Source organism: Flagellimonas sp. B-3 (assembly GCF_056857835.1).
Window position 1 is genome coordinate 78,282 of record NZ_JBSXNW010000016.1, and the last position, 24,495, is coordinate 102,776.

Below are 24,495 nucleotides of genomic sequence, written 5' to 3' on the forward strand. Positions count from 1 at the left end.
ATGTTATTGATTTTTACCCATAAGGTAACCAACCGATTAACGTATACCGCCAAGCAAATTTTTGAAAAAATCTTGGGGGTGGAGATGGGATTTACCACAAAGGTCGAGGACTTTATAAAGCATAATGGGCCCAAGATGACTTATTCCAAACAGCCCTTGCAGAACGAGTTTTTTGTGAGGAGCAACGATCTTTTGTTCGAACAGGGCATCAACGATTTGGAGATAAAGGTTTCGGATTGGGATGGTATTCCCTGTTTTTTTTCTTCGGGAGAGAAGAGTACCATTCCCTTTGATATTTTTTCGGCCAGTTTTTTTCTTTTGAGCAGGTATGAGGAATATTTGCCCCATGTTAAGGATAGTGTGGGCCGGTTTCCAGTGAAGGAAAGCATAGCTTATCAAAATAACTTTTTGGAACTACCTGTGGTTGATCTCTGGGCCTACAAACTATTGGAGGCTTTAAAAGAACGTTTCCCGGATTTGGAGACCAAGGAAAAGAGTTACGGCTTCACTTCCATTATTAACGTCACCACATCGCACGCCTATGCCATGCGCGGAATTTCACGTACTCTCGGTGGCTTTTTGTTGGATTTGGGGAATTTTAGGTTCAGGGATGTTTGGGAGCGATTCTCTGTTCTGTTGAGGCTAAAAAAAGACCCTTACGATAATTTCTTTGAGTTGGTGGACATCCATAAAAAGTTCCCGATAAAGACCATGTTCTTTTTTCAGTTCGCCAAGCATTCGGCCCACGATAAAAATGTATCCACCAACAACAATAAGTTTCGTTATTTGATCAAGTCCGTGGCAGATTATAGCATTGTTTCGCTGAGCACATCATTTGTATCCACATCGGACAAAAATGTACTTCGAGAAGAAAAAAAGCAATTGGGAAACCTGATCAACAGGCCCATAAGTTATGCCAGGCTTAGATATAACAAAGTGAATGTTCCAGCTACCTACAGGAACTTGGTAGAGACCGAGTTCACGGATGATTTTTCTATGGGATACACGCACGAAATCGGGTTTAGGGCAGGTACCTGTACGCCTTTTTATTTTTATGATATCAACACTGAGGTAAGGCAGCCGATAAAAATACATCCCTTTGCCATGCACGACTATGCCCTGGTCAAGTATAAAAGCAAAGAAGAGGTTTTTGAGAAAATGGATAAAGTGTACCGATTGGTGAAACAAGTTAGGGGTGACTTTGTTCTGGTTTTTTCCAACGAACTCTTGGGGGGCAAGCAACAATTGGATTGGATGGAGCTCTATCAATCTATTTTAAAACGCTATTATGTTTGATTACGAAGTAACCGATATCTTTTTTGATTTGGACCACACCCTTTGGGACTTTGAGAAAAACTCGGCCCTTACGTTTGCCAAAATATTGGCGGATAATAAAGTGAAGGTGGATTTAGATGGTTTTTTGGAGGTCTATGCGCCTATCAATATGCAAATGTGGGCATTGTACCGAGAGAACGGAATTAGTCAGTCCGAACTGCGTTACCAGCGCTTAAAGCGAACTTTTGATGCGCTCCGCGTGCATGTTTCCGATGAGGTAATCAATGTGTTGGCCAACGATTATATCGCGCACCTATCATCTTTTACCCATTTGTTGCCCAATACTGTGGAGACCTTGGAGTATCTCTTTCCAAGATACAAACTGCACATTATAACAAACGGATTTCAAGAAGTGCAATCAAAAAAACTGAAAGGGAGCGGGATCGACCATTATTTTCAGAAAATCATTGATTCCGAAATGGCGGGGGTCAAGAAACCTAATCGCTATATTTTTGAGCTTGCATTGGATATGGCACAGGTAGATCCACAAAATTCATTGATGGTCGGGGATAACCTCGAAGCGGATATATTGGGAGCAAAAGCCATGGGAATGCAGGTACTCCATTACAATTTCCATAAGGATTCCGACCATGGTGAATGTACAATGATTGACGACCTGATTGAAATAAAAAACATTTTATAGAGTTATATAAAAAGTGGTGTGCCCCATTTTTTTGACACTCGAAAATGTTTTTGGCGATGAAAAGATTATGCTATTCGATCTTCTTGGCAATTGGCTTCATATTTTTTGTTGTTTCGTGTACCGAAGAACAAGATTTTGATCAGATTGATGATTTAACGGTAACCCCAACGTTGGCCTCGGGTCTTTTTTATTTGGAATCAGATGAAGAGACCATAAACTCAGCAGGAGCACTAAGCTCTTTTTATTTTCAAGAGATCAATTTTGAGGCATTCAATGAGCAGTACGTTGCCGAGCGTCTTTTAGAGGGAGTCATTACCTACGAGATGGACAATACCACCAGCAAGGAATTACAGATAATCATTGAATTTTTGGATGAAGCAGGACAATCATTGGATACGGAACCCCTTACCATTGAAGCAAACTCATCGAAAACTTGGAATATTCCATATGGCCCAGAGGGCAAACCGATAGAAATTCTTGCGAACACATCCAGCCTTCGAATATCAGCCAATAATTTGAGTGACGGCACCAGTGTTTCGTCGGCCGAAGACCCTAAAATTATTTTACGCTCTGGAGCGCAATTTGTATTTCAACTACAATGAGAATAGCCCCAAAACTTATATTGATTGCCTTATTTTGCAGTACCACTGTTTTTACCCAAAACAAGGAGTTGTTGTACGATTTTTATGAAATCCCACAATCTTTGATGGTAAATCCAGGGGTCAAGACTTCTCAAAAATGGCATGCCGGCATTCCGGTGATTTCTGGACTATCTGTACAAGGTGCAACCAGTGGTGTTACCGTGAACGATCTCTTTGCCAACGACGGTGTTGATTTTACCACAAAAGTCCAAGAGCGGTTGTTGGATATAATGTCGGACAAAGACGATTTCAGTACCACAAGCCAGATAGAGGGAATTACCGTGGGTTTTAGAGGTAAAAACAGGCCGGATGACTACTATTCCTTTGGAATGTACGGTGAAATGGACATCATCTCGTATTGGCCCAAGGATTTGGCTATTTTGGCATTTGAAGGTAATGGAGGCAACAACATTGGGCGGAGTTTTGATCTAGGTGATTTAAATCTTCGTGGTGAGATGATCAATGTGTTTCATTTTGGAATCAACAGGAAGGTGAGCGAGTCACTTACCTTGGGGGCAAGGGCCAAAATCTATTCCAGTATTTTTCAGTTTCAATCCATAAAAAATTCAGGTTCTTTTGTAACAAGGCAAGGTCAGAATAATGTATACGAGAGTACAATAAATGCCAATATGCATCTCCAAACGGCAGGCATAAGGGAGTTTTACGATATTATTGAAGAAGATACGGGCACCACACAAAAGGATTTGGCAAGTGTTTTCACGGAGCGGGTATTGTTGGGCGGAAACCTTGGACTTGGTTTTGATTTTGGCTTTAGCTATAACCTCAGCCCGCAGACCACAATAACAGGAAGTGTTTTGGATATGGGGTTTATCAATAACTCAAAGGATGTATGGAACTACACCTTTAGCGGAAGTACAACTACCGACGGGATTTCTGTTTTTCTTCCGGAGGACATCAACAATGTGAACAACGATTTATGGCAGGAACTCATAGATGAGATTGATGCGGCACTGCCCCATGGCGAAAACCAATCCAGTTATATTTCATTAAGGCCGATCAAGGTTTATGGTTCTGTTAGATACGATTTTGGTGAAGGAGGGGGAAGACCCTTGTTCGAAAATTGCGGATGTGCCGTTAACGGGGGAGGTGGGAACAATCGCGATTATTACAGGAACAGTGTGGGTGGTCAATTGTTTATGATGAAAAGACCCCGGGGCGTACAGGTCGCATTGACCGGTTTTTACCAAAGAAGGTTTGGAAGGATCGCTTCCTTAAAAGCCACGTATACCGTTGATAAATATTCTTTTACAAATATTGGATTGGGTGCAAATCTTCAATTGGGGCCTGTTAATTTTTATGTTTTGGCAGACAACCTTTTAAGCTATAGCAATGTGGCCGATAGCCATTACGCCTCTTTACAGTTCGGATTTAATATCATATCTTGGAACAGTAATTGATTACTTTTACTATATGAAATATAAAGTATTGTACATATTGCTTTTGACAATGGGATTGAGCGGTGCCGTAAACGCACAATTGAACAACTATAAATATATTATTGTTCCAAAAAAGTTTGATGCTTTCAAGTCTGTAAACGAGTATCAGACCAGCACTTTGGTAAAATATTTTTTTGAACAAAACGGTTTTAATGTTGTTTATGATGATGCCTTGCCTGTAGATTTGGCAGGCAATAGATGTTTGGGACTTACAGCCGACTTGGTTGATGATTCCTCGCTTTTTTCCACAAAAGTGACCATTACCCTCAAGGATTGTAACAATGTTGAAGTATTTAGGTCCGTTGAAGGGAAAACTAAGATTAAGGAATATGATGAAGCCTATAAGGATGCCATTCAGAAAGCATTTGTTTCTTATGCCGGTATGGATTATGCGTATGAGCCCAAAAAAGAGGAAGTTAATAGGGAAGCACCAGTAACCGTTAGTTTTAAGGATGATGTAAAATCGGTTGAAGAAGCGTCCAAAGAGCACGTTGTCGAACAAAAGGCCACTATGGAAGAACAGGTTTATAAAAGTGTAACGCCAAAACCTTCAACAATTATAAGGGAGTCCGATACGGATAAAATGACCACGGTTCCCACAAACCTTTTATATGCCCAACCTACCGAAAATGGATACCAATTGGTGGACAGTACGCCGAAAGTTGTACTAAGGTTGGAAGCTACTTCGATGGAAAATGTTTTTATGACCGATTTCCAGGGTAATAATGCAGTGGTCTTTCAAAAAGACGGCAAATGGCTGTTGGAGTATTCCGAGAACGGTAAAAAAGTACAGAAAGAGCTGAATATCAAGTTCTAAAAATCATACTTGTTTTTCCATCTTTTTTTTAAAAAGTCCCTCATGGAATTTTCCCTTGGGTTGTTCCCTGGTCTGTAAAATGTAGTTCCGGTAATTTCATCGGGAAGAAATTCAAAATCCACAAAATTATTTTCGTGGTTATGGGCATAGTCATATCCTTTTCCATACCCCAAATCCTTCATCAATTTGGTAGGGGCATTCCTGAGTGGGATGGGGACGGAAAGGTCCCCGGTTTGACGTACTTTTTGTTGGGCTTCGTTAATGGCCATGTAACTGGCATTACTTTTTGGTGAACTTGCCAAATAAGTGGCACATTGACTCAAAATTATCCTAGCTTCAGGATACCCGATAGTGGTAACGGACTGGAAAGTGGTGTTGGCCAATACAAGGGCCGTGGGGTTCGCATTTCCAATATCTTCGGATGCCAAGATGATCATTCGCCTTGCAATAAATTTTACATCTTCACCGCCCTCGATCATACGGGCCAACCAATATACAGCGGCATTGGGGTCGCTTCCCCGAATACTTTTTATAAAGGCCGAAATAATATCATAATGCTGTTCCCCGGTTTTGTCGTACAGCACCGTGTTTTTCTGAACCTTGTTGAGCACTAGATCGTTGGTGATGGTAATTTTGTCGTTACCCTCCGAATTGATCAGCAACTCGAAAATGTTGAGTAATTTTCGTCCATCTCCCCCCGATAGGCGTAACAATGCTTCCGTTTCCTTCAGCTCAATTTGTTTTTTGGAAAGATGGGCATCCGTTTTAATGGCCCGTTCCAACAGTGCAATAAGGTCATCCTTTCCAAATGGGTTCAGCGTGTATACTTGACATCTTGATAAAAGTGCAGGTATCACTTCAAAACTGGGATTCTCCGTTGTTGCCCCAATAAGTGTCACCCAACCTTTTTCCACCGCACCGAGCAATGAATCCTGTTGAGATTTACTAAAACGATGAATCTCATCAATAAAAAGAATAGGGTTTTTGGAAGTGAACAATCCCCCACTTTGCTTTGCTTTGTCAATCACCTCTCGAACATCCTTTACACCACTGCTAATGGCACTCAAAGTGTAAAAGGGCCGTTGGCTTTCAGATGCAATAATGTTGGCCAAGGTTGTTTTTCCCGTTCCGGGGGGACCCCAGAATATCAAGGAGGGGATAACACCGTTTTTGATTTGGGTGGTCAAAGCGCCTTGTTTTCCCACCAAATGTTGTTGACTGATGTAATCCTCTAAAGTTTTAGGCCGTATTCGTTCTGCCAAAGGTTCGTTCATGGAGTAAAAATAAAATAAATTTGATGGTCCATTGTTCTTAATTTGGAAAGGATTTTTGTTGGCAACCTGACAATTTGTATACATTTAAGGTTGTGGCGGGATGTTTGATTTTGTGGGTATATGGGTTCAGATACATTTAAATTTTCAAACGCAGTAGTATTGGCGCCATTGGTGGCCGTACTTTCTATTTGGATTGTTTTTTGGGTCGAGGTGCAGTTTGGCGTCAACCTAAACGATTATGGAGTTTACCCAAGAAGGTTATCCGGATTAAAGGGAGTGCTCTTTAGCCCATTTATCCACGGTTCCATAACGCACTTATACAACAATACCATCCCATTGGCCGTGTTAACGGCTTTTCTGTTCTATTTTTACCAAAGTGCGGCGCTTCGGATATTATTGTTCGGAACATTGGCGTCCGGATTGCTTACTTGGGCAATTGCACGACCATCGTACCACATTGGTGCGAGTGGTGTAATTTATTTGTTGGCGAGCTTTATTTTTTTTAAGGGAATTTTTGCCAAACATTATCGGTTGGTAGCATTGTCATTGATTGTGGTTTTTATTTACGGGAGCATGATTTGGTATATTTTTCCTGTAAAGGATGGTATATCATGGGAAGGGCACCTTGCTGGATTTGCTACGGGGCTTGCGCTTGCGCTGGTCACCAAGGTTCGGATTCCCGAGGTTCGTAAGTACGACTGGGAACGGGAAGATTATAAGGAAGAGGACGATCCTTTCCTAAAACATTTTGATGAAGATGGTAATTTTATCGAGACCACTACGGAAGAATCCGAACAGAAAATCGAAATCAAATATCACTATAAAAAGTCCAGTGATGATTAACCTCTCCGTTGCCGAACCACCTCATAAAGAAAAACACCACAGGCCACGGAAACGTTTAATGAACCAATTTTTCCCATTAGTGGCAATTTTGCTTGGTGATCAATAATATTTAGGGTAGAAGGGGAGATGCCTTTTTCTTCAGATCCCATGATGATGGCAGTAGGCCGGTTAAAGTCCACTCCGTAAATCTCATCATCGGCTTTTTCGGTAGCTCCGGTAACCACAATACCTGAAGATTGCAGGTAGAAAATGGCATCTTTTAGATGATCTACTTTGGCAATGGGCACATTAAAGGCTGCTCCCGCCGAGGTTTTAACCGTATCGTCGGTAATTGGTGCAGCTCCGTTTTTTGGAATTATGATTCCGTGCACTCCGCTACATTCCGCAGTTCGGATAATGGCACCAAAATTACGAACATCTGAAACTCCGTCGAGCATCAAAAACAAGGGAAGTTGTTTTTTGGATAGCACTTGTTCCACCAACTCTTCAAATTGATGAAACTGTACTGGGGATATTTGCGCTACTACACCTTGATGATTGTTTCGGGTAAGGCGGTTCAGTTTTTCAACTGGAACATAGGATAGGCTAAGGCCATTTTTACGAACAGAGGATTCCAGTTCTTTGTAAAGTTCGCCTTTGAGACCCTTTTGAATAAATATCTTGTTGATGGGCTGTCCGGCGTTGATGGCTTCCATAACGGCCCGTATCCCATAGATTTGACTGCTCATTTTTATTGCAATTTAAATGCAAAGATGCAATAAAGTAGCCTATCCATTTCCAATGGGGCCATTATTTTTTAAGATGTTTTGAAACAAGATTTATAAGTCCAAAGCAATAATCCCAGGGTGATCCTTAGCATAATGGTATGATCTCCAGAAAAAACCATCTCCAGAAAACTTCCAAACCACTTCTCCTTCGGTCGTAACCTCCCAAATACCATAGTCGCCTTCTGTAATAAGGGTGTTTCCATTGGGCAAACGGACAGCTCCGGAAACTTTTGGGGAATACAGTTCAGTATCTGTGAAACTCCAAAGGATTTCAGGGCTGGTAAGGGTGGGAATGGATTCTTGGGTTAGTGCATTCGGTAAGCCCAATTCGTATACTGTGGATTGGCCAAGGTCACCTCCGTTGGTAAAAATGAGCATTTTTCCGGGCTCAAATAAATTTGGGTAATGGTTGCTTACAAACATTCTTTCGGAATCATCGTCACCATAGGCAGTTGGGTTGCCAAAGCGATACACTAGGTCTCCGCCTCTTCCAAAATTTCCGCCCGAGTGGGATGCCGTCACTTCGGTTGTGGTGCTGTGGTCGAGAATCCATACTTCGCTGTAAAAATTAACGCTCAAAAATATTAGGTCGTTGATGGCATCGTAACCAAGACCGTTAATGTGCATAATATTGCCGTTTTCAGCATTTACATAATTTAGGTCAATCAACTGTGGGTTTGCAGCAACCTCCCCAAAATTTAATTTGGTATCATCAAAATCTTGGATTAAATGGTCTTTGGCATGCCATTCCCAAACAATCTCATCCGTGGTAGGATTAATTTCCAGAATGGATTCCGGGTAAAGGTCGGTATTGTGGTTGGAGCCATTGGCCAAGGCTTCTTCCTGGGTCATTTTTTCCCATGCAATGCCCAACACGTTGCCGTTGGGCAATAATTCTACATCGTGGTGCAAACGGTGGTTGCTATTGGAATAGGTAAAGTCCCACAGCGCATTGCCTTCTTTGTCGATTATCTGGATTTTCCCTCCAAAGCCACCAAACAATATATCGGGTCCTTCAGCTTGTAATGCGGCTAATAGCGTTCCATCTTCAAGCAGCACAACATCGTTTCCAATTTTACGGTCTCCCAATGGCCATTCGTACACCAAACCACCATTTTTGTCCATTAAATAAACACGGTTGCTCATGGCGTCGTTTACCAGGATGTAATGGTCTTCTGCCAAAGCTTTGTTAAAGTAGGTTACCGTGCCCAAATCACCTTCCACAACCTCTTCGTTGTTTTCTTGTGGAGTTTCTTCTGTTGGGGTTTCTCCTTGTTCCGGGGTTTCTTCTCCTGACTCATCGGGAGTGATGGAGTCGTCGTTGTTGGAACAGGATAAAAGGAGTGTGCAACAAATTACTGCCAGAGATGTTTTGATTGATGATTTTAACATGTGCAGGTTAAATAATTAAGGAAAAAGAATATGTTATCTCTCATTCAAGTAGTTGAAGACTTTAATTAAATCCGATTCCTCCTTAACATCTAAATTATTGTCCTTAATGTAGTTTTTCACCTCTGATTTTAATGGCTCTTTGAACAGTTTGGCAACTTTGTTGGTTTTTAAGGGGATCTCGTCTATTCTGTTCACACCTTTTTCTTGGTAGTAGTATTCAATAAAGTGTGTAAACCTGTTTGGAACAGCCTTAACAAAGGAGTTTTGTGCTTTTTGTCCCTCGGTAAACTTCACATTTACCCTTTTGTAGAGGTCGTAGGTTTTGCCATCTAAAACTGTGGTTAGATAGCCGTTCAGGGTATTTCCTTTTTTGTCGATAAAGGTGGCAAAGCCCATAGGTTTACCCTTTACCATCACTTTTATGGATTTATCTTTGGTAAGTGCAGCTATCTTTTCTTCTGATAAATTGGTTTTTTTTATTTCAATCTCTTCGTTGTAAGCGTTGTATCTATAATAGTAGGTGCCCATGCCTTCATCACCATAAAAAAGAGGGGTTTGCACAAATGTATCGTTCGTATACGGGGAACCTGCAAAATCGTCAATTCCTGTTTGTTTTGATAAGCGATCATATTGATCATCCATATCGCCAATGACAGTAGAGACCAGGGCACTGGATGCAGCGTTGTATGAACTGCCCGATGCTACTTGACCGGCATACTGAGCTGACATTAGATTGACCGTTAGAAATAGTAGTAATGGTGTGATGAATTTTTTCATGTAATTGAATGTTAATGTATTGTGTTTGTTTTTGTGATTAAAAAGATAAGAAATTACGTAGGATAATTCTAATTAAGAACAAAAAAAACCTGGATTAATAAATCCAGGCTTTTTTGTGTTTGAATACTAGATGGACTATAAGTTGTTCAAACAGTAGTTCAACAATTCAATATCGGCAGTAGGACTTGGACCTAGATCCAAAATCACATTACCGTTCGCAGAGGTAACTTGAAAGGTTATTTCAGAATCCCAATCTCCAGATACAAATTCAATGGAGATAACCTCAGTTCCATCAGGAACATTGAAAGACTCAGAAGCTGCAGCTCCATCCTCTATTAGATAGTTGGTAGCCTCACCGTCAATGGTTATCAAGACAGAAGCACCGTTCCATCCATCTCCATAGGAATCTTGCATGTCTATCGTCCATTCCCCTGGAGTTGGAGGAGTTGGAGGGCATACAACCGTTGCATTGTATTGGAACGGAGATGCAAAGAAAGATCCTGTAGAGGTATCTGTGTTCTGACCGTTTGAGAACGTCCTACCGTCTACCAAATTGGCTGCAAAACGGATGGAGAACACATCGCCTCCATCTACGTTTGCCTCGGATAGAGAAAGAGCGCTTAACATTTCTGGAAGAGTGATGCTATAGGAGTATCTTGGAAATCCATATTCTCCAATAGTGAACTCAGAACTGGAAACGGTCCCAACTTGAACCTCGGCAGCACTAAAATCTGTTCCTCCTTCTTCAATTGTGTTGTCTTTAAAGGAAACGTATACATCAAGGCTTTCCACCAGTGCACCGTCTTCTTCGTCCTGCATTTCTAATTCGACAGCAAAGTAGGAGTCAGATTGACCAATAGGCAGTTCGTCCGATTCCACATTCACTGTTCTTAGCACAATACCACTTGTGGTATTGGCAAATACTTCGTCAATCACAGCGTCACCATCATCACACGAATTGAATGTGAATCCTACTAGCGCTAGAGCTGCGGCTAAAAGTGATTTATTTATAAATTTCATGATTTTCAATTTTTTTTATGTTATTGAGCTTCTGGGAATGCTGGTGATGCCGGATTTGTATCCCAGAAAACCTGTCCTGTCATATCCGTTTTTTGTGTCAAATTCGGATTTGTGATAACCTCGGTTTGAGGGTAAAGGAAGGTTCTTGGGAAAGGACCTGGATTAGCTTCCCAGTTTGGGGCCAAGTTCGTTGGATATCCTGTTTTTCTATAATAGTTGTAGGCTTCGGCCGAACCACCATACAGAGTAACAAAATATTGATCGGCAAAGATGTTCATTTGATCATCTCCAGTAGCTGCCAAGAAATCGGCAATAATACCATCTATCCAAGTTGTTACGTCTGTTCCTGAAGGCTCAAAACTTAAATCGGCAGTTGGATCCAAAGCAGCAAAAGGTCTTACTTTTGCCATGGATTTGTTCAATGCCGACCTAAACAATTCCGCAACTACAGCATCGGATTCCCCTTTGGCCATGGCGTTATCGGCTTTCCAGAAATCTACATAGGATGAAAGGATGATGGGCTGAATACCGGCTCCGCCACCACCTTTGCCCAAACCTACTGTTGGATCATAGCTGGGATCATCTTCATCTACAGCAAAATCACTGTCGTCAAATTTACCGGCAGCTGGGTAAACACCGATTGCAGTTCTTGTGAAACCGTCTGGTGGTGTACCTTCGTTGTTACCGTGTTGTCTACCCCAGTAACCATTGGGCAAGCTACAGTATGCCCACTCACTTTCTTGATAGTGAATTGGAGGTACGGCCAAGGAGCACGCCAAGGTTTCCTCGTTGGGGTCAACCCCTGGAGCTCCTGGAGTTTCGGCAACTTGACGATAGAAATAGTAACGCAATCTCGGGTCGTCCACATTTTGCATATACTGCATCAACCAAAGGGCGCGGTAATTGTCGGCACCACTTGGCGTGTAATCGTCAGCGTAGTTAGGATGACGGGTATCTGGTTGCAATTCACGGCTTCCGTATTGGAATTGAAAATCTTCCTCAACATCATCAATGTAGTTGTTTTCAGCAATTACAGCATCAAAAGCAGCAGTGTTTCCTGTGGTAACATAAGCCTTTAGTCTTAACGAGTTTACTGCTTTGATCCACAAGGAAGAATCACCACCATAGTAGAAGTCTGTAGCTCCCACTGTTCCAGGATTTTTGGCGAACAAACTTTCAGCTTCGTCCAACAACGCCAATGCACTGGCATAAACTGCTGCTCCATCGTCCAATGCAGGAGCTGGGAACTGGTCTGGGTCTCCAGCTTCTGAGTAAACGGCTGAACCAATATAATCGGTTATTAACATAAGCATGTGGGCCTGAATTGTTTTGCCCACTGCAATATGGAAGGAATAATCCACATCGCTGGTTGCGTCGATTTCTTCTAATCGCTGAACATTGGAAAAGATACCCAAATCATAATCTGTTGAATATACTTCATCATCTCCCCAACCGCTACTGTAGGTTCTCTCCCAGACATCGTCCAGAGTAGAGCCCGGGTAGTTGTTAAAGTAGTTTCTTCCGCTCATGTACTCAATCCTGGTTAATTCACCTCCCAAGATGCTGAAATCAAAAATGTTGCCAGCGTAGGCAAGCTGAATCGAATTCAGAAGCAATGCTGGGTCTGCCTGGTCGGCAGCAAGATCGTTAGGACTCACTCGGAGGTCCAGATCGGTTGTCTCACAAGAATTTAATAATCCTGCTAGTAGAAAGACAACGGTTATATATTTACCTATATTTTTCATAATATTTTAGCTATTTTTTATTTAAAACGATGCTTTGACGCTTAAACCGTATTTTCTAGCACTAGGTCCGTTGATGAAATCGAATCCTTGGGCGTTACCGATTCCCGCACCTTGAACGTTTGGATCAAAGTTGGCACTATCTGGCGTGTTGTAGGCATCATACCAAAGGTTGAATCCTTGGGCGGTAATGGTCAAAGTTCCAAATGGGGTCTTGTCCAAAAACTTTTTTGGGAATGAATAACCTAAAGAAACTTCTTGCAATCTGATTACGGAAGCATCATAAACTTTCAATTCGGCAGGACCGAACAAAACGTTATCGAAGTAGTAAGATGCGTTGTTTGTCTGTTTGTTGTTTACTTCACCTGTACTTTGCAATACACCTGGCAATATGTAGGTGTTCTCTCTGTTCAAAGTTTCGGTAATCAAACCACGACCTAGAAGGGTAGCGATTGTATTTGACATGATGTCACCCCCTTTGGTATGGCTCAATTGGAAACCGAAGTTCCAATTTTTGAAGGACATGGTATTGATGATGTTCATGATGTAATCTGGGTTTGGATCCCCAATTACAGGAACATTTCCATCCAAATCTTGTTCTACAATTACATAATCACCAGCATCGTTCACTAATAGGTTGCCGTCTGCATCTCTACCGACAGCTGTTCCTACCATGGCCCCGAGAGGTTTACCTTTAATTGCTGCGTTACCACCTACAAATAGGGTAGAGCTACCTGCGTAAATAATAATGTCCTGCTCTTGTTCTGTTACTACAGGCTTGTACGTAGAGAAGTTTGCTCTAGTGTTCCAGTTGAACCCATCGGGAGAATCACTTCTGAACCAGTCCACAGAGGCATCTATTTCAATACCATCACCTTCGATTTTACCAACGTTGCTCTGCGTAAAGGTAAACCCTGTAGATGGTGATAATGGTTCACGCACAATCAAGTCGGTAGTTGTACGGTCAAAGTATGTGAAATCCAAAGAAACTCGGCTATTGAAGAATCTAGACTCAAAACCTAATTCGAATTCAGACAGTAGCTCAGGCTTCAAGTCTGGATTTGCTTTAAAACTTGCAACTTGGTTTGTGGTAATCTCACCACCTTCACCAAATACTTGTGTGTTTTGCTCAACAATACCTACAGTGGGGTAAGCCGTTGGAAAAGTAGCGGAAGAACCGATACCTGCTCTCAACTTTAAGAAGTTAAGACCTCCTTGGGACTGCAATTCTGGGAATGCGGCCGTTGGCAAGAAAGAAATACTTCCACTGGGGTATGTTTTACTGTTGTTATCCGTAATCAGGTTAGATACCCAGTCTGTTCTGGTGGAACCTGTTAAGAACAACATGTTGTCATAATCCAAAGTTACCTGACCTAATACACCGGCGATGTTTCTTCTTTCGGTATACTGGATAGGTAATTGGTTGGAATAGTTAAAGTGACGTACCACTCCATAAACCAACTGTCCCGTACTTTGAACCCCTTGTTGGTCAAACGTGGTAGATCTTGTTGTTGCACCAGCGGTGAAAGTCATACCCAATTTTTCAGAAAGGTCATAATTACCATTAAGTGCCAAGTAGTGGTCCCAGATGGTATTGTTGTTATCGTATGTGTTCAAGAAACCGAAAATGGCATTGTTGAATGTAACACCACCTTTATTCGAATATTGAGTGTTTCTTTCAGTATAGAAGTCCATACCTGCCCTGTAGGTTAGGTCCAAGTTGTCGGAAAGTGCGTAGTTGGCAGAAGCATTCCAGAAGAACCTGTTGGTCAACTGAGAGTTTTGCGCATTTTTCACAATCCATCTTGGATTCATGATATCGTTACCATTTCTATAGTACACACTGGAATTATCAATAGGATTCTCGAAAGGCAATCCCATTAAGTCAACGTTTCTTGGTGTAAAGAATACAGCACCAAACGTAGAGAAACCTAAACTACCATTACCTCTACTCGCCGCAATTGGAGGAGTGCGGTAGTCAGTTCTGGAATAGTTCATGGCAGCACTAATGGTGAATTTATTGGTAAGTTGTGTTCTACCACCAACAGAGATATTAAAACGCTGTAAATCGTTACCAGGAACAAAACTTTCATCGTTCAAGTAACCAAGGTTAACGTTGAATGATGTAGAGCCATCTTGAGTGCCACCGTTAATGTTGACGGACGTATTGCTTACACCGCCCGGTCTAAAGAAGTTTTCAACACTATCGTAAGGTCTCCAGTCATATCGTGCATTTTGGAGTTCTGGGAAGGCATCCCTTGTGGCTTGAATAGCAGTTGTCGAATAAGGGTGTGGAAGCGTACCGTTGTCGTCGATAGCAGGTTGGTTCCCCCATCCTGCAACACCACCTCTTTCGAATTTAGGTCCCCAGTTACTGTAGAACCATCCAAAAGATTGGTCAAAACCACCACCATACTCATCCTGATAATCTGGCAAGGAAGCCATGGCATTGACAAAATAAGATTGGTTTACCGTAATCTCTGTTTTTTTGGCACCACCTTCACCAGAACCAGCTTTAGTGGTAATCAGTATTACACCGTTCTTACCTTGTGTACCATATAGAGTGGCAGCGGCCAAACCTTTAAGTACTTCTACACTGGCAATGTTGTTCGGGTCCAAATCCAAAAATCTGGAAGAACCTGTGTTTCCATCCAGGAAGTTACCCTGAGCGTTAGTGTCGCTACTAAAAGGAACGCCGTCCACTACAAAAAGCGCCTGGTTACTTCCGCTAAAGGAGCTTAAACCCCTAATTACAACGTTGGTACCGGAACCAGACATACCACCCGCGGCGGTAATGTTTACACCAGAAGCTTTACCGGAAAGTACCCTGGCAACATCGCCATCGGCACGTTGTTCCAAGTCTTCTTCACCAACAGAAGAAACCGCATAACCCAAGGCCTTCTTTTCACGTTTAATACCTTGTGCGGTAACAACTACCTCTTCAAGGGCTTGGGTGTCTTCCACCATTTGAACATTGATTACGCTGCTAGCGCCGACAACTTTTGTCGAGGGTCTTTGCCCAATGTAAGTGAAAAGCAATGTTTGCCCCTCGCTCGCGCTGATGGCGTAATTTCCATCAAAATCAGTTTGGGTACCTGTTGTGGTCCCTTCAACGACAATGTTGACCCCAGGCAGCGGGAGCCCATCGGCATCCGTAACTGTACCTGTAATCGTCTTGTCTTGCGCATAGGATATATGCACAACAAACGCCAATAATAGCGTTAACAATCCATTAAGTTTTGTTCTCATTGTTAAATTATTTGAATTAGCTAATCGCTAAAATCATAATTTCATGTTAATAATCCAAACTAATTTTATAAAATCTTTAAGAGAGGATCATTAAATGAGATAACTTCAAAATCATTAGAGTTCATTGATAACTCTGTAATTTGATGGGGGTGTAATTGCTCTTAATGTAAATATTCGTTTTAAGACCCCATTTATATGAAAGGTTTAGTTCGTGAAAGTCATTTTTTTTTGGAAAGTTTTAATGGAATCGGTGTGGTGGTTGGTGGATTGTTGGTTGTGTTAAGAAGATGTGAATTTTTACTTTTGGCCCTTACACGTTAATGTCCATTGTAGGTTTTTAACATTAAACTTTAGTTGTAGGTGCCGGCTCAGGTAATTTTGAGGGAAAAAAAGCGTACCTGCCGGCAGGTCGAGAACCTTTTTGGATAAAAATTCTTTTTCTCGATACAAATTTCACTAATGCTCCCTTGTAGTTCGCTCAAAATGACAAATTTCATCAAAATACACAACGGGTACCTTAATATATAGTCTTTTAATATACAGTGCTTCTGTTTTCCCTTTTTTGTCCTTTTTGGTGTGTTGCGCTGTGTTGGTTTTGAATTTTTTTACTTCCGGTTGAAATTTAATTACTGGGGATTTGAATTATTGGGAATAATTACTACATTTGCAGCCCTCAAAATGAGGGTTATTTAGTTTTTAAAAGAAATTTAATGCCAACAATTTCACAATTAGTACGAAAAGGAAGGGCCACAATTACCAAGAAGAGTAAATCGGCTGCTTTGGATTCGTGTCCTCAAAGAAGAGGGGTTTGTACACGTGTTTATACCACTACACCTAAAAAACCAAACTCTGCAATGCGTAAAGTTGCAAGGGTAAGGTTGACCAACGGTAAAGAGGTGAACGCATATATCCCCGGTGAAGGTCACAACCTCCAAGAGCACTCGATAGTATTGGTAAGAGGCGGGAGAGTAAAGGATTTGCCTGGTGTGCGATATCACATCGTTCGTGGAGCATTGGATACCGCAGGTGTTGCGGGAAGAACGCAACGACGATCTAAGTATGGTGCAAAGCGTCCTAAAAATTAATCATTTTTAAGAAGAAGCGATGAGAAAAAAACAGGCAAAAAAGAGACCGTTATTGCCGGATCCAAAATTTAACGATCAACTTGTTACACGTTTCGTGAACATGATGATGTGGGACGGTAAAAAATCAGTTGCATTCAAGATTTTTTATGATGCAATTGAAATTGTTGACGAAAAGAACACTGACGAAGAAAAAACAGGATTGGAGCTATGGAAGGACGCCCTTTCAAATGTTATGCCGCACGTAGAAGTTCGCAGTAGAAGGGTGGGTGGTGCAACATTCCAGATTCCTATGCAGATTCGTCCAGATAGAAAAATTTCCACTGCCATGAAATGGTTGATCAGCTTTTCAAGAAAGCGTAACGAGAAATCAATGGCACAGAAACTGGCTGCTGAGATTTTAGCGGCTGCCAAAGAAGAAGGTGCTGCAGTGAAGAAAAGAGTAGATACACATAAAATGGCCGAGGCCAATAAAGCATTCTCGCACTTTAGATTCTAATCAATACAATGGGAAGAGATTTAAAATATACAAGGAATATAGGTATTGCAGCTCACATTGATGCTGGAAAGACAACTACTACAGAACGTATTCTTTTCTATACAGGTGTGAGTCATAAAATTGGTGAAGTGCACGATGGTGCCGCAACCATGGACTGGATGGAGCAAGAGCAAGAGCGTGGTATTACCATTACCTCTGCAGCTACCACTTGTACATGGAAGTTTCCAATGGAGAATGCACAACCGTTACCTGACACAAAAGATTACCACTTTAATATTATTGACACTCCCGGGCACGTGGACTTTACCGTTGAGGTAAACCGTTCACTTCGTGTGTTGGACGGATTGGTGTTCTTGTTCAGTGCCGTTGATGGTGTTGAGCCACAGTCCGAGACCAACTGGAGATTGGCCGATAACTATAAAGTGCCAAGGATCGGTTTCGTTAACAAAATGGATCGTCAAGGCTCCAACTTCTTGAACGTGTGTAAGCAGGTTCGTGAGATGTTGGGTTCCAATGCGGTGCCAATTGTACTGCCAATTGGTGACGAAGCAGACTTTAGAGGTATTGTTGACTTGGCCAAGAACAGAGCTGTTGTATGGCACGAGGATAACTTTGGTTCTACCTTTGATGTTGTTGACATTCCTGAAGAAATGAAGGCTGAAGTTAAGGAGTACAGAGCTGCCTTGATCGAAGCTGTTGCAGAATATGATGAAGAGTTGATGGAAAAATTCTTCGAAGACGAAGATTCCATCACTGAAGATGAGGTGCACGCCGCTTTGCGTGCTGCTGTTATGGACAGAGCTATTATTCCAATGATTTGTGGTTCTTCCTTTAAAAATAAAGGAGTTCAATTTTTGTTGGATGCAGTTTGCCGTTACCTGCCATCACCTTTGGATAAAGATGATATTGTAGGTATCAATCCAGATACTGAGAAAGAAGAAAGAAGAAAACCCGACCCAAAAGAGCCATTTGCAGCTCTTGCCTTCAAGATTGCAACCGATCCTTTCGTAGGTCGTTTGGCATTCTTTAGAGCATATTCCGGTCGTTTGGACGCAGGTTCTTATATTTTGAACAACCGTTCAGGTAATAAAGAGCGTATTTCTCGTATCTACCAAATGCACTCCAATAAGCAAAATGCAATCGACTTCATCGAAGCAGGAGATATTGGTGCGGCAGTAGGTTTTAAAGATATTAAGACTGGGGATACCCTTTCTGATGAAAAACATCCAATTGTTCTGGAAAGTATGCAGTTCCCAGAGCCGGTAATCGGTATCGCGGTAGAGCCAAAAACTAAAGCTGATGTTGATAAATTGGGTATGGCTTTGGCTAAATTGGCCGAAGAGGATCCAACCTTCCAGGTAAAAACAGACGAAGCATCCGGTCAAACCATTATTTCTGGTATGGGCGAGCTTCACTTGGATATTATTTGTGATCGTTTAAAGCGTGAGTTTAAGGTAGATGTTAACCAGGGTCAACCTCAGGTAGAGTACAAAGAAGCTATTACCGGAACGGCCGATCATAGGGAAACATACAAAAAGCAGACCGGTGGTCGTGGTAAATTTGCGGATATCGTATTTACTATGGAGCCAGCTGAAGAAGGTAAATCCGGACTGGAGTTTGTTAACGTGATCAAAGGTGGTAATATTCCCAAGGAATTTATCCCATCCGTTGAGAAAGGATTCAAAGAGGCTATGAAAAATGGTCCTTTGGCAGGATTCGAAATGGATTCCATGAAAATTACCCTTAAAGATGGTTCTTTCCACCCTGTGGATTCCGATCAACTTTCTTTCGAACTTGCTGCAAAATTGGGTTACAAGGTAGCGGCTAAAAAAGCGAAAGCGGTAATTATGGAGCCAATTATGAAGTTGGAGGTACTTACTCCAGAAGAAAACATGGGTGACATTGTTGGTGACTTGAACCGTAGAAGGGGGCAAGTAAACAGTATGTCGGATAGAGCAGGTGCCAAGGTTATCAAGGCTGAAGTGCCACTATCGGAAATGTTTGGTTATGTTACTTCCTTGAGGACATTGTCTTCAGGTAGGGCAACATCCACAATGGAATTTTCACACTATGCAGATACGCCTTCCAATATCGCGGAAGAAGTAATCAAAGCAGCTAAAGGAGTAACCGCTTAATTTTTCAGCAAGATGAGTCAAAAAATTAGAATAAAATTGAAATCTTACGATCACAATTTGGTGGACAAATCTGCTGAGAAGATCGTTAAGACAGTAAAAACAACAGGTGCTGTGGTGACTGGACCAATTCCATTGCCAACACGCAAAAAGATATTTACGGTTTTGCGTTCACCCCACGTGAACAAAAAATCGAGAGAGCAGTTCCAATTGAGCTCTTACAAGAGATTATTGGATATTTACAGCTCTTCATCAAAAACCATCGATGCCCTTATGAAGCTTGAGCTTCCAAGTGGTGTGGAGGTTGAGATTAAAGTTTGATGAGGACTTGACTTTCTGGTTTACAGAAAGTTTTAGCCGAACAAACACTGAGCGAAGCCGAAGTGTCTCAATGAAGAGGTGCTGAAACAAGTTTAGCATAAACATGTCCTGAACGACGGTTCGGGAAAAACGGAGAAAGAAAAAAATCTGGGTCAGAACAGAATATTTTCTTGACCCAATTTTTTTGCCAAGAAATTGGCAAGAGTTATAAAAAGTAAATAATTGTTAATTAATTAAATATGTCTGGGTTAATAGGTAAGAAAATCGGTATGACCAGCATTTTCGACGAGAATGGAAAGAACGTTCCATGTACCGTATTGGAAGCTGGGCCATGCGTGGTTACCCAAGTCAGAACCGAAGAGGTAGACGGGTACAGAGCCCTTCAACTAGGTTTCGATGACAAGGCAGAAAAACGTGCTAATAAGGCCGAAACAGGTCACTACAAAAAAGCAGGTACTTCTCCTAAAAAGAAAGTCGTTGAGTTCCAAGGGTTTGAAGGTGAATACAAATTGGGGGACACCGTAGGTGTTGATCTATTTGTAGAAGGAGAATTTGTTGATGTAGTAGGCACATCAAAAGGAAAAGGATTCCAAGGTGTTGTAAAACGTCATGGTTTCGGTGGAGTTGGACAAGCGACCCACGGCCAGCATAACAGATTGAGAGCTCCTGGTTCCATCGGTGCTGCATCTTACCCTTCCAAAGTTGTGAAAGGTATGCGAATGGCCGGTAGAATGGGCGGTGACAGAGTTACCGTGCAAAACTTAAAAGTATTGAAAGTGGTTCCTGAGAAAAATCTTTTGGTAGTTAAAGGATGTGTTCCAGGTCATAAAAATGCTTACGTAACAATTCAAAGGTGGAAATGATGAAGGTAGCAGTTTTAGATATCAAGGGAAAAGAGACAGGTAGGAAAGTAGAGCTTTCCGACGATGTTTTCGCTATAGAGCCTAATGAACACGCTATTTATTTGGATGTAAAGCAGTACTTGGCCCATCAGAGACAAGGAACACACAAAGCTAAAGAAAGAGCGGAAATCGCTGGTAGTACCAGAAAGATCAAAAAGCAAAAAGGTACAGGTACCGCAAGGGCCGGTAGCATTAAATCACCAATATTTAGAGGTGGTGGTAGAATCTTTGGTCCAAGACCAAAGGATTATACCCAAAAGTTGAACAAGAACATGAAGCGATTGGCCAGAAAATCGGCCTTGAGCATAAAGTCCAAGGAGCAATCAATAGTGGTTGTGGAAGACTTCAGTTTTGAAGCTCCAAAAACCAAGGACTTCGTTAATTTCTTGTCTTCCTTGGGGATAGAAAATAAAAAGTCCCTTATTGTGTTGGGCGATTCAAATAATAACGTATATTTGTCGTCGCGTAATTTGGAGCGTTCCGAAGTTGTAACAGGCTCAGAATTAAATACTTACAAAATTGTTAACGCAACAAGTTTAGTATTGACGGAAAGTGCTTTGGAAAGAATTGAATCGAACCTAAAGAAATAAAAGTATCATGAGTGTGTTGATAAAACCGATCATTACGGAAAAAATGACCGCTGATAGCGAGCTTTTCAATCGCTATGGATTCTTTGTAAATCCAACCGCTAACAAGTTGGAAATCAAAGAAGCGGTAGAGGCTACTTATGGTGTTTCTGTTGAAAAGGTGAGAACCATGAACTATGGCCCATCGCGTAAGAGTCGTTATACAAAAACCGGAATTCAGCACGGTAAGACGAATGCAATCAAAAAAGCAATCGTTGATGTGGCTGAAGGTGATATTATTGATTTTTACAGTAATCTATAAAGACGAGAAATGTCAGTTAGAAAATTAAAACCGATAACCCCTGGTCAGCGTTTTAGAGTAGTAAACGGATTTGACGCGATTACTACTGATAAGCCGGAGAAAAGCTTGCTTGCTCCGATCAAAAAGACGGGTGGTAGGAACAGTCAAGGAAAGATGACCATGCGCCATAAAGGTGGTGGCCATAAAAGAAGATATCGAATCATCGATTTCAAAAGGGATAAACAAGGAGTAGAGGCAACTGTTGTTTCTATTCAGTATGATCCCAATAGAACTGCATTTATCGCCTTGGTAGAATACAAGGATGGTGAAAAAAGATATGTAGTTGCCCAAAACGGACTGCAGGTAGGTCAGACAATCAAGTCTGGAACTGGATCTGCTCCAGAAATTGGAAATGCACTCCCATTGGGTGAAATTCCATTGGGTACTGTTGTGTCTTGTATAGAATTGAGACCGGGTCAAGGTGCTATTATGGCGCGTAGTGCCGGAACTTTTGCCCAGTTGATGGCGAAAGACGGTAAGTTCGTGACCTTGAAATTGCCTTCTGGTGAAACAAGAATGGTTTTGGCTACATGTTTGGCCACTATCGGGGCGGTTTCCAACTCTGACCACCAATTGTTGGTATCCGGTAAAGCGGGTAGAAGCAGATGGTTGGGCAGAAGACCAAGAACTAGACCAGTAGCTATGAACCCTGTTGATCACCCAATGGGTGGTGGTGAAGGTAGAGCTTCAGGAGGTCATCCAAGATCTAGGAACGGTATTCCTGCAAAAGGATTTAGAACACGTTCTAGAACTAAGGACACCAATAGATATATCATAGAACGTAGAAAGAAATAAAAGAAAAGTAAATGGCACGTTCGTTAAAAAAAGGACCATACGTTCATTTTAGTCTGGAAAAGAAAGTCCAGGCCAATATAGAATCAGGTAAGAAATCAGTTATCAAAACATGGTCAAGAGCCTCAATGATAACGCCGGACTTTGTTGGGCAAACCATCGCGGTTCATAACGGTAGACAATTTGTTCCCGTATTTGTAACTGAAAATATGGTAGGTCACAAATTAGGGGAATTTTCACCTACAAGATCTTTTAGGGGTCATGCGGGAGCTAAAAACAAAGGTAAAAAGTAAGTAAGCTATGGGAGTTCGTAAAAGACAAATGGCCGAAAGGTTAAAAGAAGAGAAAAAGCAACTTGCTATTGCAAAGCTTAACAATTGCCCAACTTCTCCAAGAAAAATGCGTTTAGTCGCTGACTTGGTAAGAGGTAAGCAAATTGAGATGGCATTGGCTACCCTAAGGTTCAACCCAAAAGAAGCATCCAGAAAACTGGAAAAGCTTTTGCTCTCTGCAATCGCTAACTGGGAAGCTAAAAATGAGGGTGCAGATATCGAGGCGGCTGATCTTTACATCAAGGAAATCCGTGTAGATGGAGGAAGTATGTTGAAGAGATTGAGACCAGCTCCTCAAGGTAGAGCACATAGAATCAGAAAGCGTTCCAATCATGTTACTATGATTTTGGAGGCCAATAACAACGTTCAAAGCTAGAAGAATAATATGGGACAGAAGACCAATCCAATAGGAAATCGCTTAGGAATTATCAGAGGATGGGAATCCAACTGGTACGGAGGAAATGATTACGGCGATAAACTGGCTGAAGACGATAAAATCAGAAAGTACCTCTATGCGCGTTTGGCGAAAGCTAGCGTATCTAGAGTTATTATAGAGCGAACCTTGAAATTGATCACCATTACCATTACCACGTCAAGGCCTGGTATCATTATCGGTAAAGGTGGGCAAGAGGTGGACAAGCTTAAGGAGGAGCTTAAGAAAATTACCAACAAAGAGGTTCAGATCAATATTCACGAGATTAAGAGACCTGAGCTTGACGCAAATTTGGTAGCTGCAAGTGTCGCAAGACAGATTGAAAGCAGGATTTCATACAGAAGAGCCATCAAAATGGCCATTGCAGCAGCAATGCGTATGAATGCCGAAGGAATCAAGATTCAGATTTCCGGACGTTTGAACGGTGCTGAGATGGCACGTTCAGAATCTTATAAAGAGGGAAGAATTCCATTGTCTACTTTCCGTGCAGATGTGGACTATGCCTTGCACGAAGCTCACACTACCTATGGTAGATTGGGTATAAAGGTGTGGATCATGAAAGGAGAGGTTTACGGTAAAAGAGAGCTTTCCCCATTGGTAGGATTGAGCAAGAGTCAAGGAAAAGGCGGCAAGGATAACAAGAAATCCCGTCGTAGAAAGTAATAAGATAAAGTAAGGTAAAATGTTACAGCCAAAAAGAACAAAATTTCGTAAGGCCCAGAAAGGGCGTATGAAGGGGAACTCCCAGAGAGGACACCAGCTTTCCAATGGAATGTTCGGTATCAAGTCCATGGATTCGCACTTCATCACTTCCCGTCAAATAGAGGCTGCACGTATCGCTGCGACAAGATACATGAAAAGACAAGGTCAGTTGTGGATCAAAATATTCCCGGACAAGCCTATCACCAAAAAACCTCTTGAGGTTCGTATGGGTAAAGGTAAAGGTGCTCCAGAATATTGGGTAGCCGTGGTAAAACCTGGTAGAATCATGTTCGAGGTCGGTGGTGTACCCATGGATGTTGCTAAGGAAGCTTTAAGGCTAGCAGCGCAAAAACTACCGGTTAAAACCAAGTTTATTGTGGCTAGGGATTATTCCGCCTAATTTTTAATTGAGAAGA

Annotated in this window: 25 protein-coding genes; 18 read left to right on the forward strand and 7 right to left on the reverse strand. The window is 41.8% G+C overall.

Going from position 1 to position 24,495, the window contains the following annotated elements:
* From AC13CS_RS03615 to AC13CS_RS03635, 5 genes are read left to right on the forward strand one after another with little or no spacing between them, the layout of a single operon-like run.
* Positions 1-1,296, forward strand: a complete 1,296-nt coding sequence (locus tag AC13CS_RS03615; protein ID WP_482888421.1) for a polysaccharide deacetylase family protein — start codon at positions 1-3, stop codon at positions 1,294-1,296.
* Complete coding sequence (locus AC13CS_RS03620; RefSeq protein WP_482888422.1) at positions 1,289-1,978, forward strand: YjjG family noncanonical pyrimidine nucleotidase; 690 nt, start codon at positions 1,289-1,291, stop codon at positions 1,976-1,978. The genes AC13CS_RS03615 and AC13CS_RS03620 overlap by 8 nt, the downstream gene beginning before the upstream one ends.
* Before the next feature lie 56 nt (positions 1,979-2,034).
* The gene (locus tag AC13CS_RS03625; RefSeq protein ID WP_482888423.1) at positions 2,035-2,580 is read left to right on the forward strand and encodes a hypothetical protein; all 546 of its coding nucleotides are present in this window, start codon (positions 2,035-2,037) and stop codon (positions 2,578-2,580) included.
* A complete protein-coding gene (locus AC13CS_RS03630) occupies positions 2,577-4,037 on the forward strand; it encodes a DUF5723 family protein (RefSeq protein WP_482888424.1) in 1,461 nt (486 codons plus the stop codon). Before AC13CS_RS03625 ends, AC13CS_RS03630 begins: the two co-directional genes overlap by 4 nt.
* A gap of 13 nt (positions 4,038-4,050) precedes the next feature.
* Entirely contained in the window at positions 4,051-4,893 is an 843-nt protein-coding gene (locus AC13CS_RS03635) for a hypothetical protein (RefSeq protein WP_482888425.1), read from the forward strand.
* On the opposite strand, the gene AC13CS_RS03640 is transcribed toward AC13CS_RS03635, so the two are convergent.
* Entirely contained in the window at positions 4,890-6,167 is a 1,278-nt protein-coding gene (locus AC13CS_RS03640; protein WP_482888426.1) for a replication-associated recombination protein A, read from the reverse strand. The genes AC13CS_RS03635 and AC13CS_RS03640 overlap by 4 nt on opposite strands.
* A gap of 120 nt (positions 6,168-6,287) precedes the next feature.
* On the opposite strand from AC13CS_RS03640, the gene AC13CS_RS03645 reads away from it, so the two are divergent.
* Entirely contained in the window at positions 6,288-7,010 is a 723-nt protein-coding gene (locus tag AC13CS_RS03645) for a rhomboid family intramembrane serine protease (RefSeq protein ID WP_482888427.1), read from the forward strand.
* Here AC13CS_RS03645 and rlmB read toward each other — a convergent pair.
* From rlmB to AC13CS_RS03675, 6 genes are all read right to left on the reverse strand, one after another.
* Positions 7,007-7,738: a 23S rRNA (guanosine(2251)-2'-O)-methyltransferase RlmB gene (gene rlmB, locus AC13CS_RS03650; protein WP_482888428.1), complete on the reverse strand. Its 732-nt coding sequence runs from the start codon at positions 7,736-7,738 to the stop codon at positions 7,007-7,009. The genes AC13CS_RS03645 and rlmB overlap by 4 nt on opposite strands.
* Positions 7,739-7,828: 90 nt before the next feature.
* A complete protein-coding gene (locus AC13CS_RS03655; protein ID WP_482888429.1) occupies positions 7,829-9,169 on the reverse strand; it encodes an aryl-sulfate sulfotransferase in 1,341 nt (446 codons plus the stop codon).
* 33 nt (positions 9,170-9,202) lie between these two features.
* Positions 9,203-9,946 (reverse strand): hypothetical protein, encoded by a 744-nt coding sequence (locus AC13CS_RS03660; RefSeq protein ID WP_482888430.1) that lies wholly within the window; start codon positions 9,944-9,946, stop codon positions 9,203-9,205.
* Positions 9,947-10,081: 135 nt separating this feature from the next.
* Positions 10,082-10,966, reverse strand: coding sequence for a hypothetical protein (locus AC13CS_RS03665; protein ID WP_482888431.1), 885 nt, complete (start codon positions 10,964-10,966; stop codon positions 10,082-10,084).
* A 20-nt stretch (positions 10,967-10,986) separates the two neighbouring features.
* On the reverse strand, positions 10,987-12,711 hold the full coding sequence (locus AC13CS_RS03670) for a SusD/RagB family nutrient-binding outer membrane lipoprotein (protein ID WP_293168775.1): 1,725 nt from the start codon (positions 12,709-12,711) through the stop codon (positions 10,987-10,989).
* 21 nt (positions 12,712-12,732) lie between these two features.
* Positions 12,733-15,957 (reverse strand): SusC/RagA family TonB-linked outer membrane protein, encoded by a 3,225-nt coding sequence (locus AC13CS_RS03675; RefSeq protein WP_482888432.1) that lies wholly within the window; start codon positions 15,955-15,957, stop codon positions 12,733-12,735.
* Between the two features lie 710 nt (positions 15,958-16,667).
* On the opposite strand from AC13CS_RS03675, the gene rpsL reads away from it, so the two are divergent.
* From rpsL to rplP, 12 genes are all read left to right on the forward strand, one after another.
* Entirely contained in the window at positions 16,668-17,042 is a 375-nt protein-coding gene (rpsL, locus tag AC13CS_RS03680) for a 30S ribosomal protein S12 (RefSeq protein WP_014032016.1), read from the forward strand.
* A 19-nt stretch (positions 17,043-17,061) separates the two neighbouring features.
* The gene (gene rpsG, locus AC13CS_RS03685) at positions 17,062-17,538 is read left to right on the forward strand and encodes a 30S ribosomal protein S7 (protein WP_014032015.1); all 477 of its coding nucleotides are present in this window, start codon (positions 17,062-17,064) and stop codon (positions 17,536-17,538) included.
* Positions 17,539-17,546: 8 nt separating this feature from the next.
* On the forward strand, positions 17,547-19,673 hold the full coding sequence (fusA, locus tag AC13CS_RS03690) for an elongation factor G (RefSeq protein ID WP_293168770.1): 2,127 nt from the start codon (positions 17,547-17,549) through the stop codon (positions 19,671-19,673).
* Between the two features lie 12 nt (positions 19,674-19,685).
* On the forward strand, positions 19,686-19,991 hold the full coding sequence (gene rpsJ, locus AC13CS_RS03695) for a 30S ribosomal protein S10 (protein ID WP_014032013.1): 306 nt from the start codon (positions 19,686-19,688) through the stop codon (positions 19,989-19,991).
* Between the two features lie 239 nt (positions 19,992-20,230).
* Positions 20,231-20,854: a 50S ribosomal protein L3 gene (gene rplC, locus AC13CS_RS03700; RefSeq protein WP_293168769.1), complete on the forward strand. Its 624-nt coding sequence runs from the start codon at positions 20,231-20,233 to the stop codon at positions 20,852-20,854.
* Positions 20,854-21,483: a 50S ribosomal protein L4 gene (gene rplD / locus AC13CS_RS03705; RefSeq protein ID WP_326279165.1), complete on the forward strand. Its 630-nt coding sequence runs from the start codon at positions 20,854-20,856 to the stop codon at positions 21,481-21,483. The genes rplC and rplD overlap by 1 nt, the downstream gene beginning before the upstream one ends.
* 7 nt (positions 21,484-21,490) lie before the next feature.
* The gene (rplW, locus tag AC13CS_RS03710) at positions 21,491-21,781 is read left to right on the forward strand and encodes a 50S ribosomal protein L23 (RefSeq protein ID WP_293168768.1); all 291 of its coding nucleotides are present in this window, start codon (positions 21,491-21,493) and stop codon (positions 21,779-21,781) included.
* 9 nt (positions 21,782-21,790) lie between these two features.
* Positions 21,791-22,615: a 50S ribosomal protein L2 gene (gene rplB / locus AC13CS_RS03715; RefSeq protein WP_326279095.1), complete on the forward strand. Its 825-nt coding sequence runs from the start codon at positions 21,791-21,793 to the stop codon at positions 22,613-22,615.
* 11 nt (positions 22,616-22,626) lie between these two features.
* Positions 22,627-22,905 (forward strand): 30S ribosomal protein S19, encoded by a 279-nt coding sequence (gene rpsS / locus AC13CS_RS03720; RefSeq protein WP_014032008.1) that lies wholly within the window; start codon positions 22,627-22,629, stop codon positions 22,903-22,905.
* Between the two features lie 7 nt (positions 22,906-22,912).
* Complete coding sequence (rplV, locus tag AC13CS_RS03725; protein ID WP_293168762.1) at positions 22,913-23,320, forward strand: 50S ribosomal protein L22; 408 nt, start codon at positions 22,913-22,915, stop codon at positions 23,318-23,320.
* A gap of 9 nt (positions 23,321-23,329) precedes the next feature.
* Positions 23,330-24,040, forward strand: a complete 711-nt coding sequence (gene rpsC, locus AC13CS_RS03730) for a 30S ribosomal protein S3 (RefSeq protein WP_293168760.1) — start codon at positions 23,330-23,332, stop codon at positions 24,038-24,040.
* 19 nt (positions 24,041-24,059) lie between these two features.
* Complete coding sequence (gene rplP, locus AC13CS_RS03735; protein WP_014032005.1) at positions 24,060-24,479, forward strand: 50S ribosomal protein L16; 420 nt, start codon at positions 24,060-24,062, stop codon at positions 24,477-24,479.
* Positions 24,480-24,495: the final 16 nt, after the last annotated feature.

What these genes read in the sequence shown, in the direction of transcription:
- rplD (WP_326279165.1), top strand. Translation starts at nt 20,854, where the DNA reads ATGAAGGTAGCAGTTTTAGATATCAAGGGAAAAGAGACAGGTAGGAAA.
- rplC (WP_293168769.1), top strand. Translation starts at nt 20,231, where the DNA reads ATGTCTGGGTTAATAGGTAAGAAAATCGGTATGACCAGCATTTTCGAC.
- AC13CS_RS03630 (WP_482888424.1), top strand. Translation starts at nt 2,577, where the DNA reads ATGAGAATAGCCCCAAAACTTATATTGATTGCCTTATTTTGCAGTACC.
- rplP (WP_014032005.1), top strand. Translation starts at nt 24,060, where the DNA reads ATGTTACAGCCAAAAAGAACAAAATTTCGTAAGGCCCAGAAAGGGCGT.
- AC13CS_RS03655 (WP_482888429.1), bottom strand. Translation starts at nt 9,169, where the DNA reads ATGTTAAAATCATCAATCAAAACATCTCTGGCAGTAATTTGTTGCACA.
- rlmB (WP_482888428.1), bottom strand. Translation starts at nt 7,738, where the DNA reads ATGAGCAGTCAAATCTATGGGATACGGGCCGTTATGGAAGCCATCAAC.
- AC13CS_RS03640 (WP_482888426.1), bottom strand. Translation starts at nt 6,167, where the DNA reads ATGAACGAACCTTTGGCAGAACGAATACGGCCTAAAACTTTAGAGGAT.
- AC13CS_RS03625 (WP_482888423.1), top strand. Translation starts at nt 2,035, where the DNA reads ATGAAAAGATTATGCTATTCGATCTTCTTGGCAATTGGCTTCATATTT.
- AC13CS_RS03665 (WP_482888431.1), bottom strand. Translation starts at nt 10,966, where the DNA reads ATGAAATTTATAAATAAATCACTTTTAGCCGCAGCTCTAGCGCTAGTA.
- fusA (WP_293168770.1), top strand. Translation starts at nt 17,547, where the DNA reads ATGGGAAGAGATTTAAAATATACAAGGAATATAGGTATTGCAGCTCAC.
- rplV (WP_293168762.1), top strand. Translation starts at nt 22,913, where the DNA reads ATGGGAGTTCGTAAAAGACAAATGGCCGAAAGGTTAAAAGAAGAGAAA.
- AC13CS_RS03670 (WP_293168775.1), bottom strand. Translation starts at nt 12,711, where the DNA reads ATGAAAAATATAGGTAAATATATAACCGTTGTCTTTCTACTAGCAGGA.
- AC13CS_RS03635 (WP_482888425.1), top strand. Translation starts at nt 4,051, where the DNA reads ATGAAATATAAAGTATTGTACATATTGCTTTTGACAATGGGATTGAGC.
- rpsC (WP_293168760.1), top strand. Translation starts at nt 23,330, where the DNA reads ATGGGACAGAAGACCAATCCAATAGGAAATCGCTTAGGAATTATCAGA.
- rplW (WP_293168768.1), top strand. Translation starts at nt 21,491, where the DNA reads ATGAGTGTGTTGATAAAACCGATCATTACGGAAAAAATGACCGCTGAT.
- rplB (WP_326279095.1), top strand. Translation starts at nt 21,791, where the DNA reads ATGTCAGTTAGAAAATTAAAACCGATAACCCCTGGTCAGCGTTTTAGA.
- AC13CS_RS03645 (WP_482888427.1), top strand. Translation starts at nt 6,288, where the DNA reads ATGGGTTCAGATACATTTAAATTTTCAAACGCAGTAGTATTGGCGCCA.
- rpsL (WP_014032016.1), top strand. Translation starts at nt 16,668, where the DNA reads ATGCCAACAATTTCACAATTAGTACGAAAAGGAAGGGCCACAATTACC.
- rpsG (WP_014032015.1), top strand. Translation starts at nt 17,062, where the DNA reads ATGAGAAAAAAACAGGCAAAAAAGAGACCGTTATTGCCGGATCCAAAA.
- AC13CS_RS03615 (WP_482888421.1), top strand. Translation starts at nt 1, where the DNA reads ATGTTATTGATTTTTACCCATAAGGTAACCAACCGATTAACGTATACC.
- AC13CS_RS03620 (WP_482888422.1), top strand. Translation starts at nt 1,289, where the DNA reads ATGTTTGATTACGAAGTAACCGATATCTTTTTTGATTTGGACCACACC.
- rpsJ (WP_014032013.1), top strand. Translation starts at nt 19,686, where the DNA reads ATGAGTCAAAAAATTAGAATAAAATTGAAATCTTACGATCACAATTTG.
- AC13CS_RS03675 (WP_482888432.1), bottom strand. Translation starts at nt 15,957, where the DNA reads ATGAGAACAAAACTTAATGGATTGTTAACGCTATTATTGGCGTTTGTT.
- rpsS (WP_014032008.1), top strand. Translation starts at nt 22,627, where the DNA reads ATGGCACGTTCGTTAAAAAAAGGACCATACGTTCATTTTAGTCTGGAA.
- AC13CS_RS03660 (WP_482888430.1), bottom strand. Translation starts at nt 9,946, where the DNA reads ATGAAAAAATTCATCACACCATTACTACTATTTCTAACGGTCAATCTA.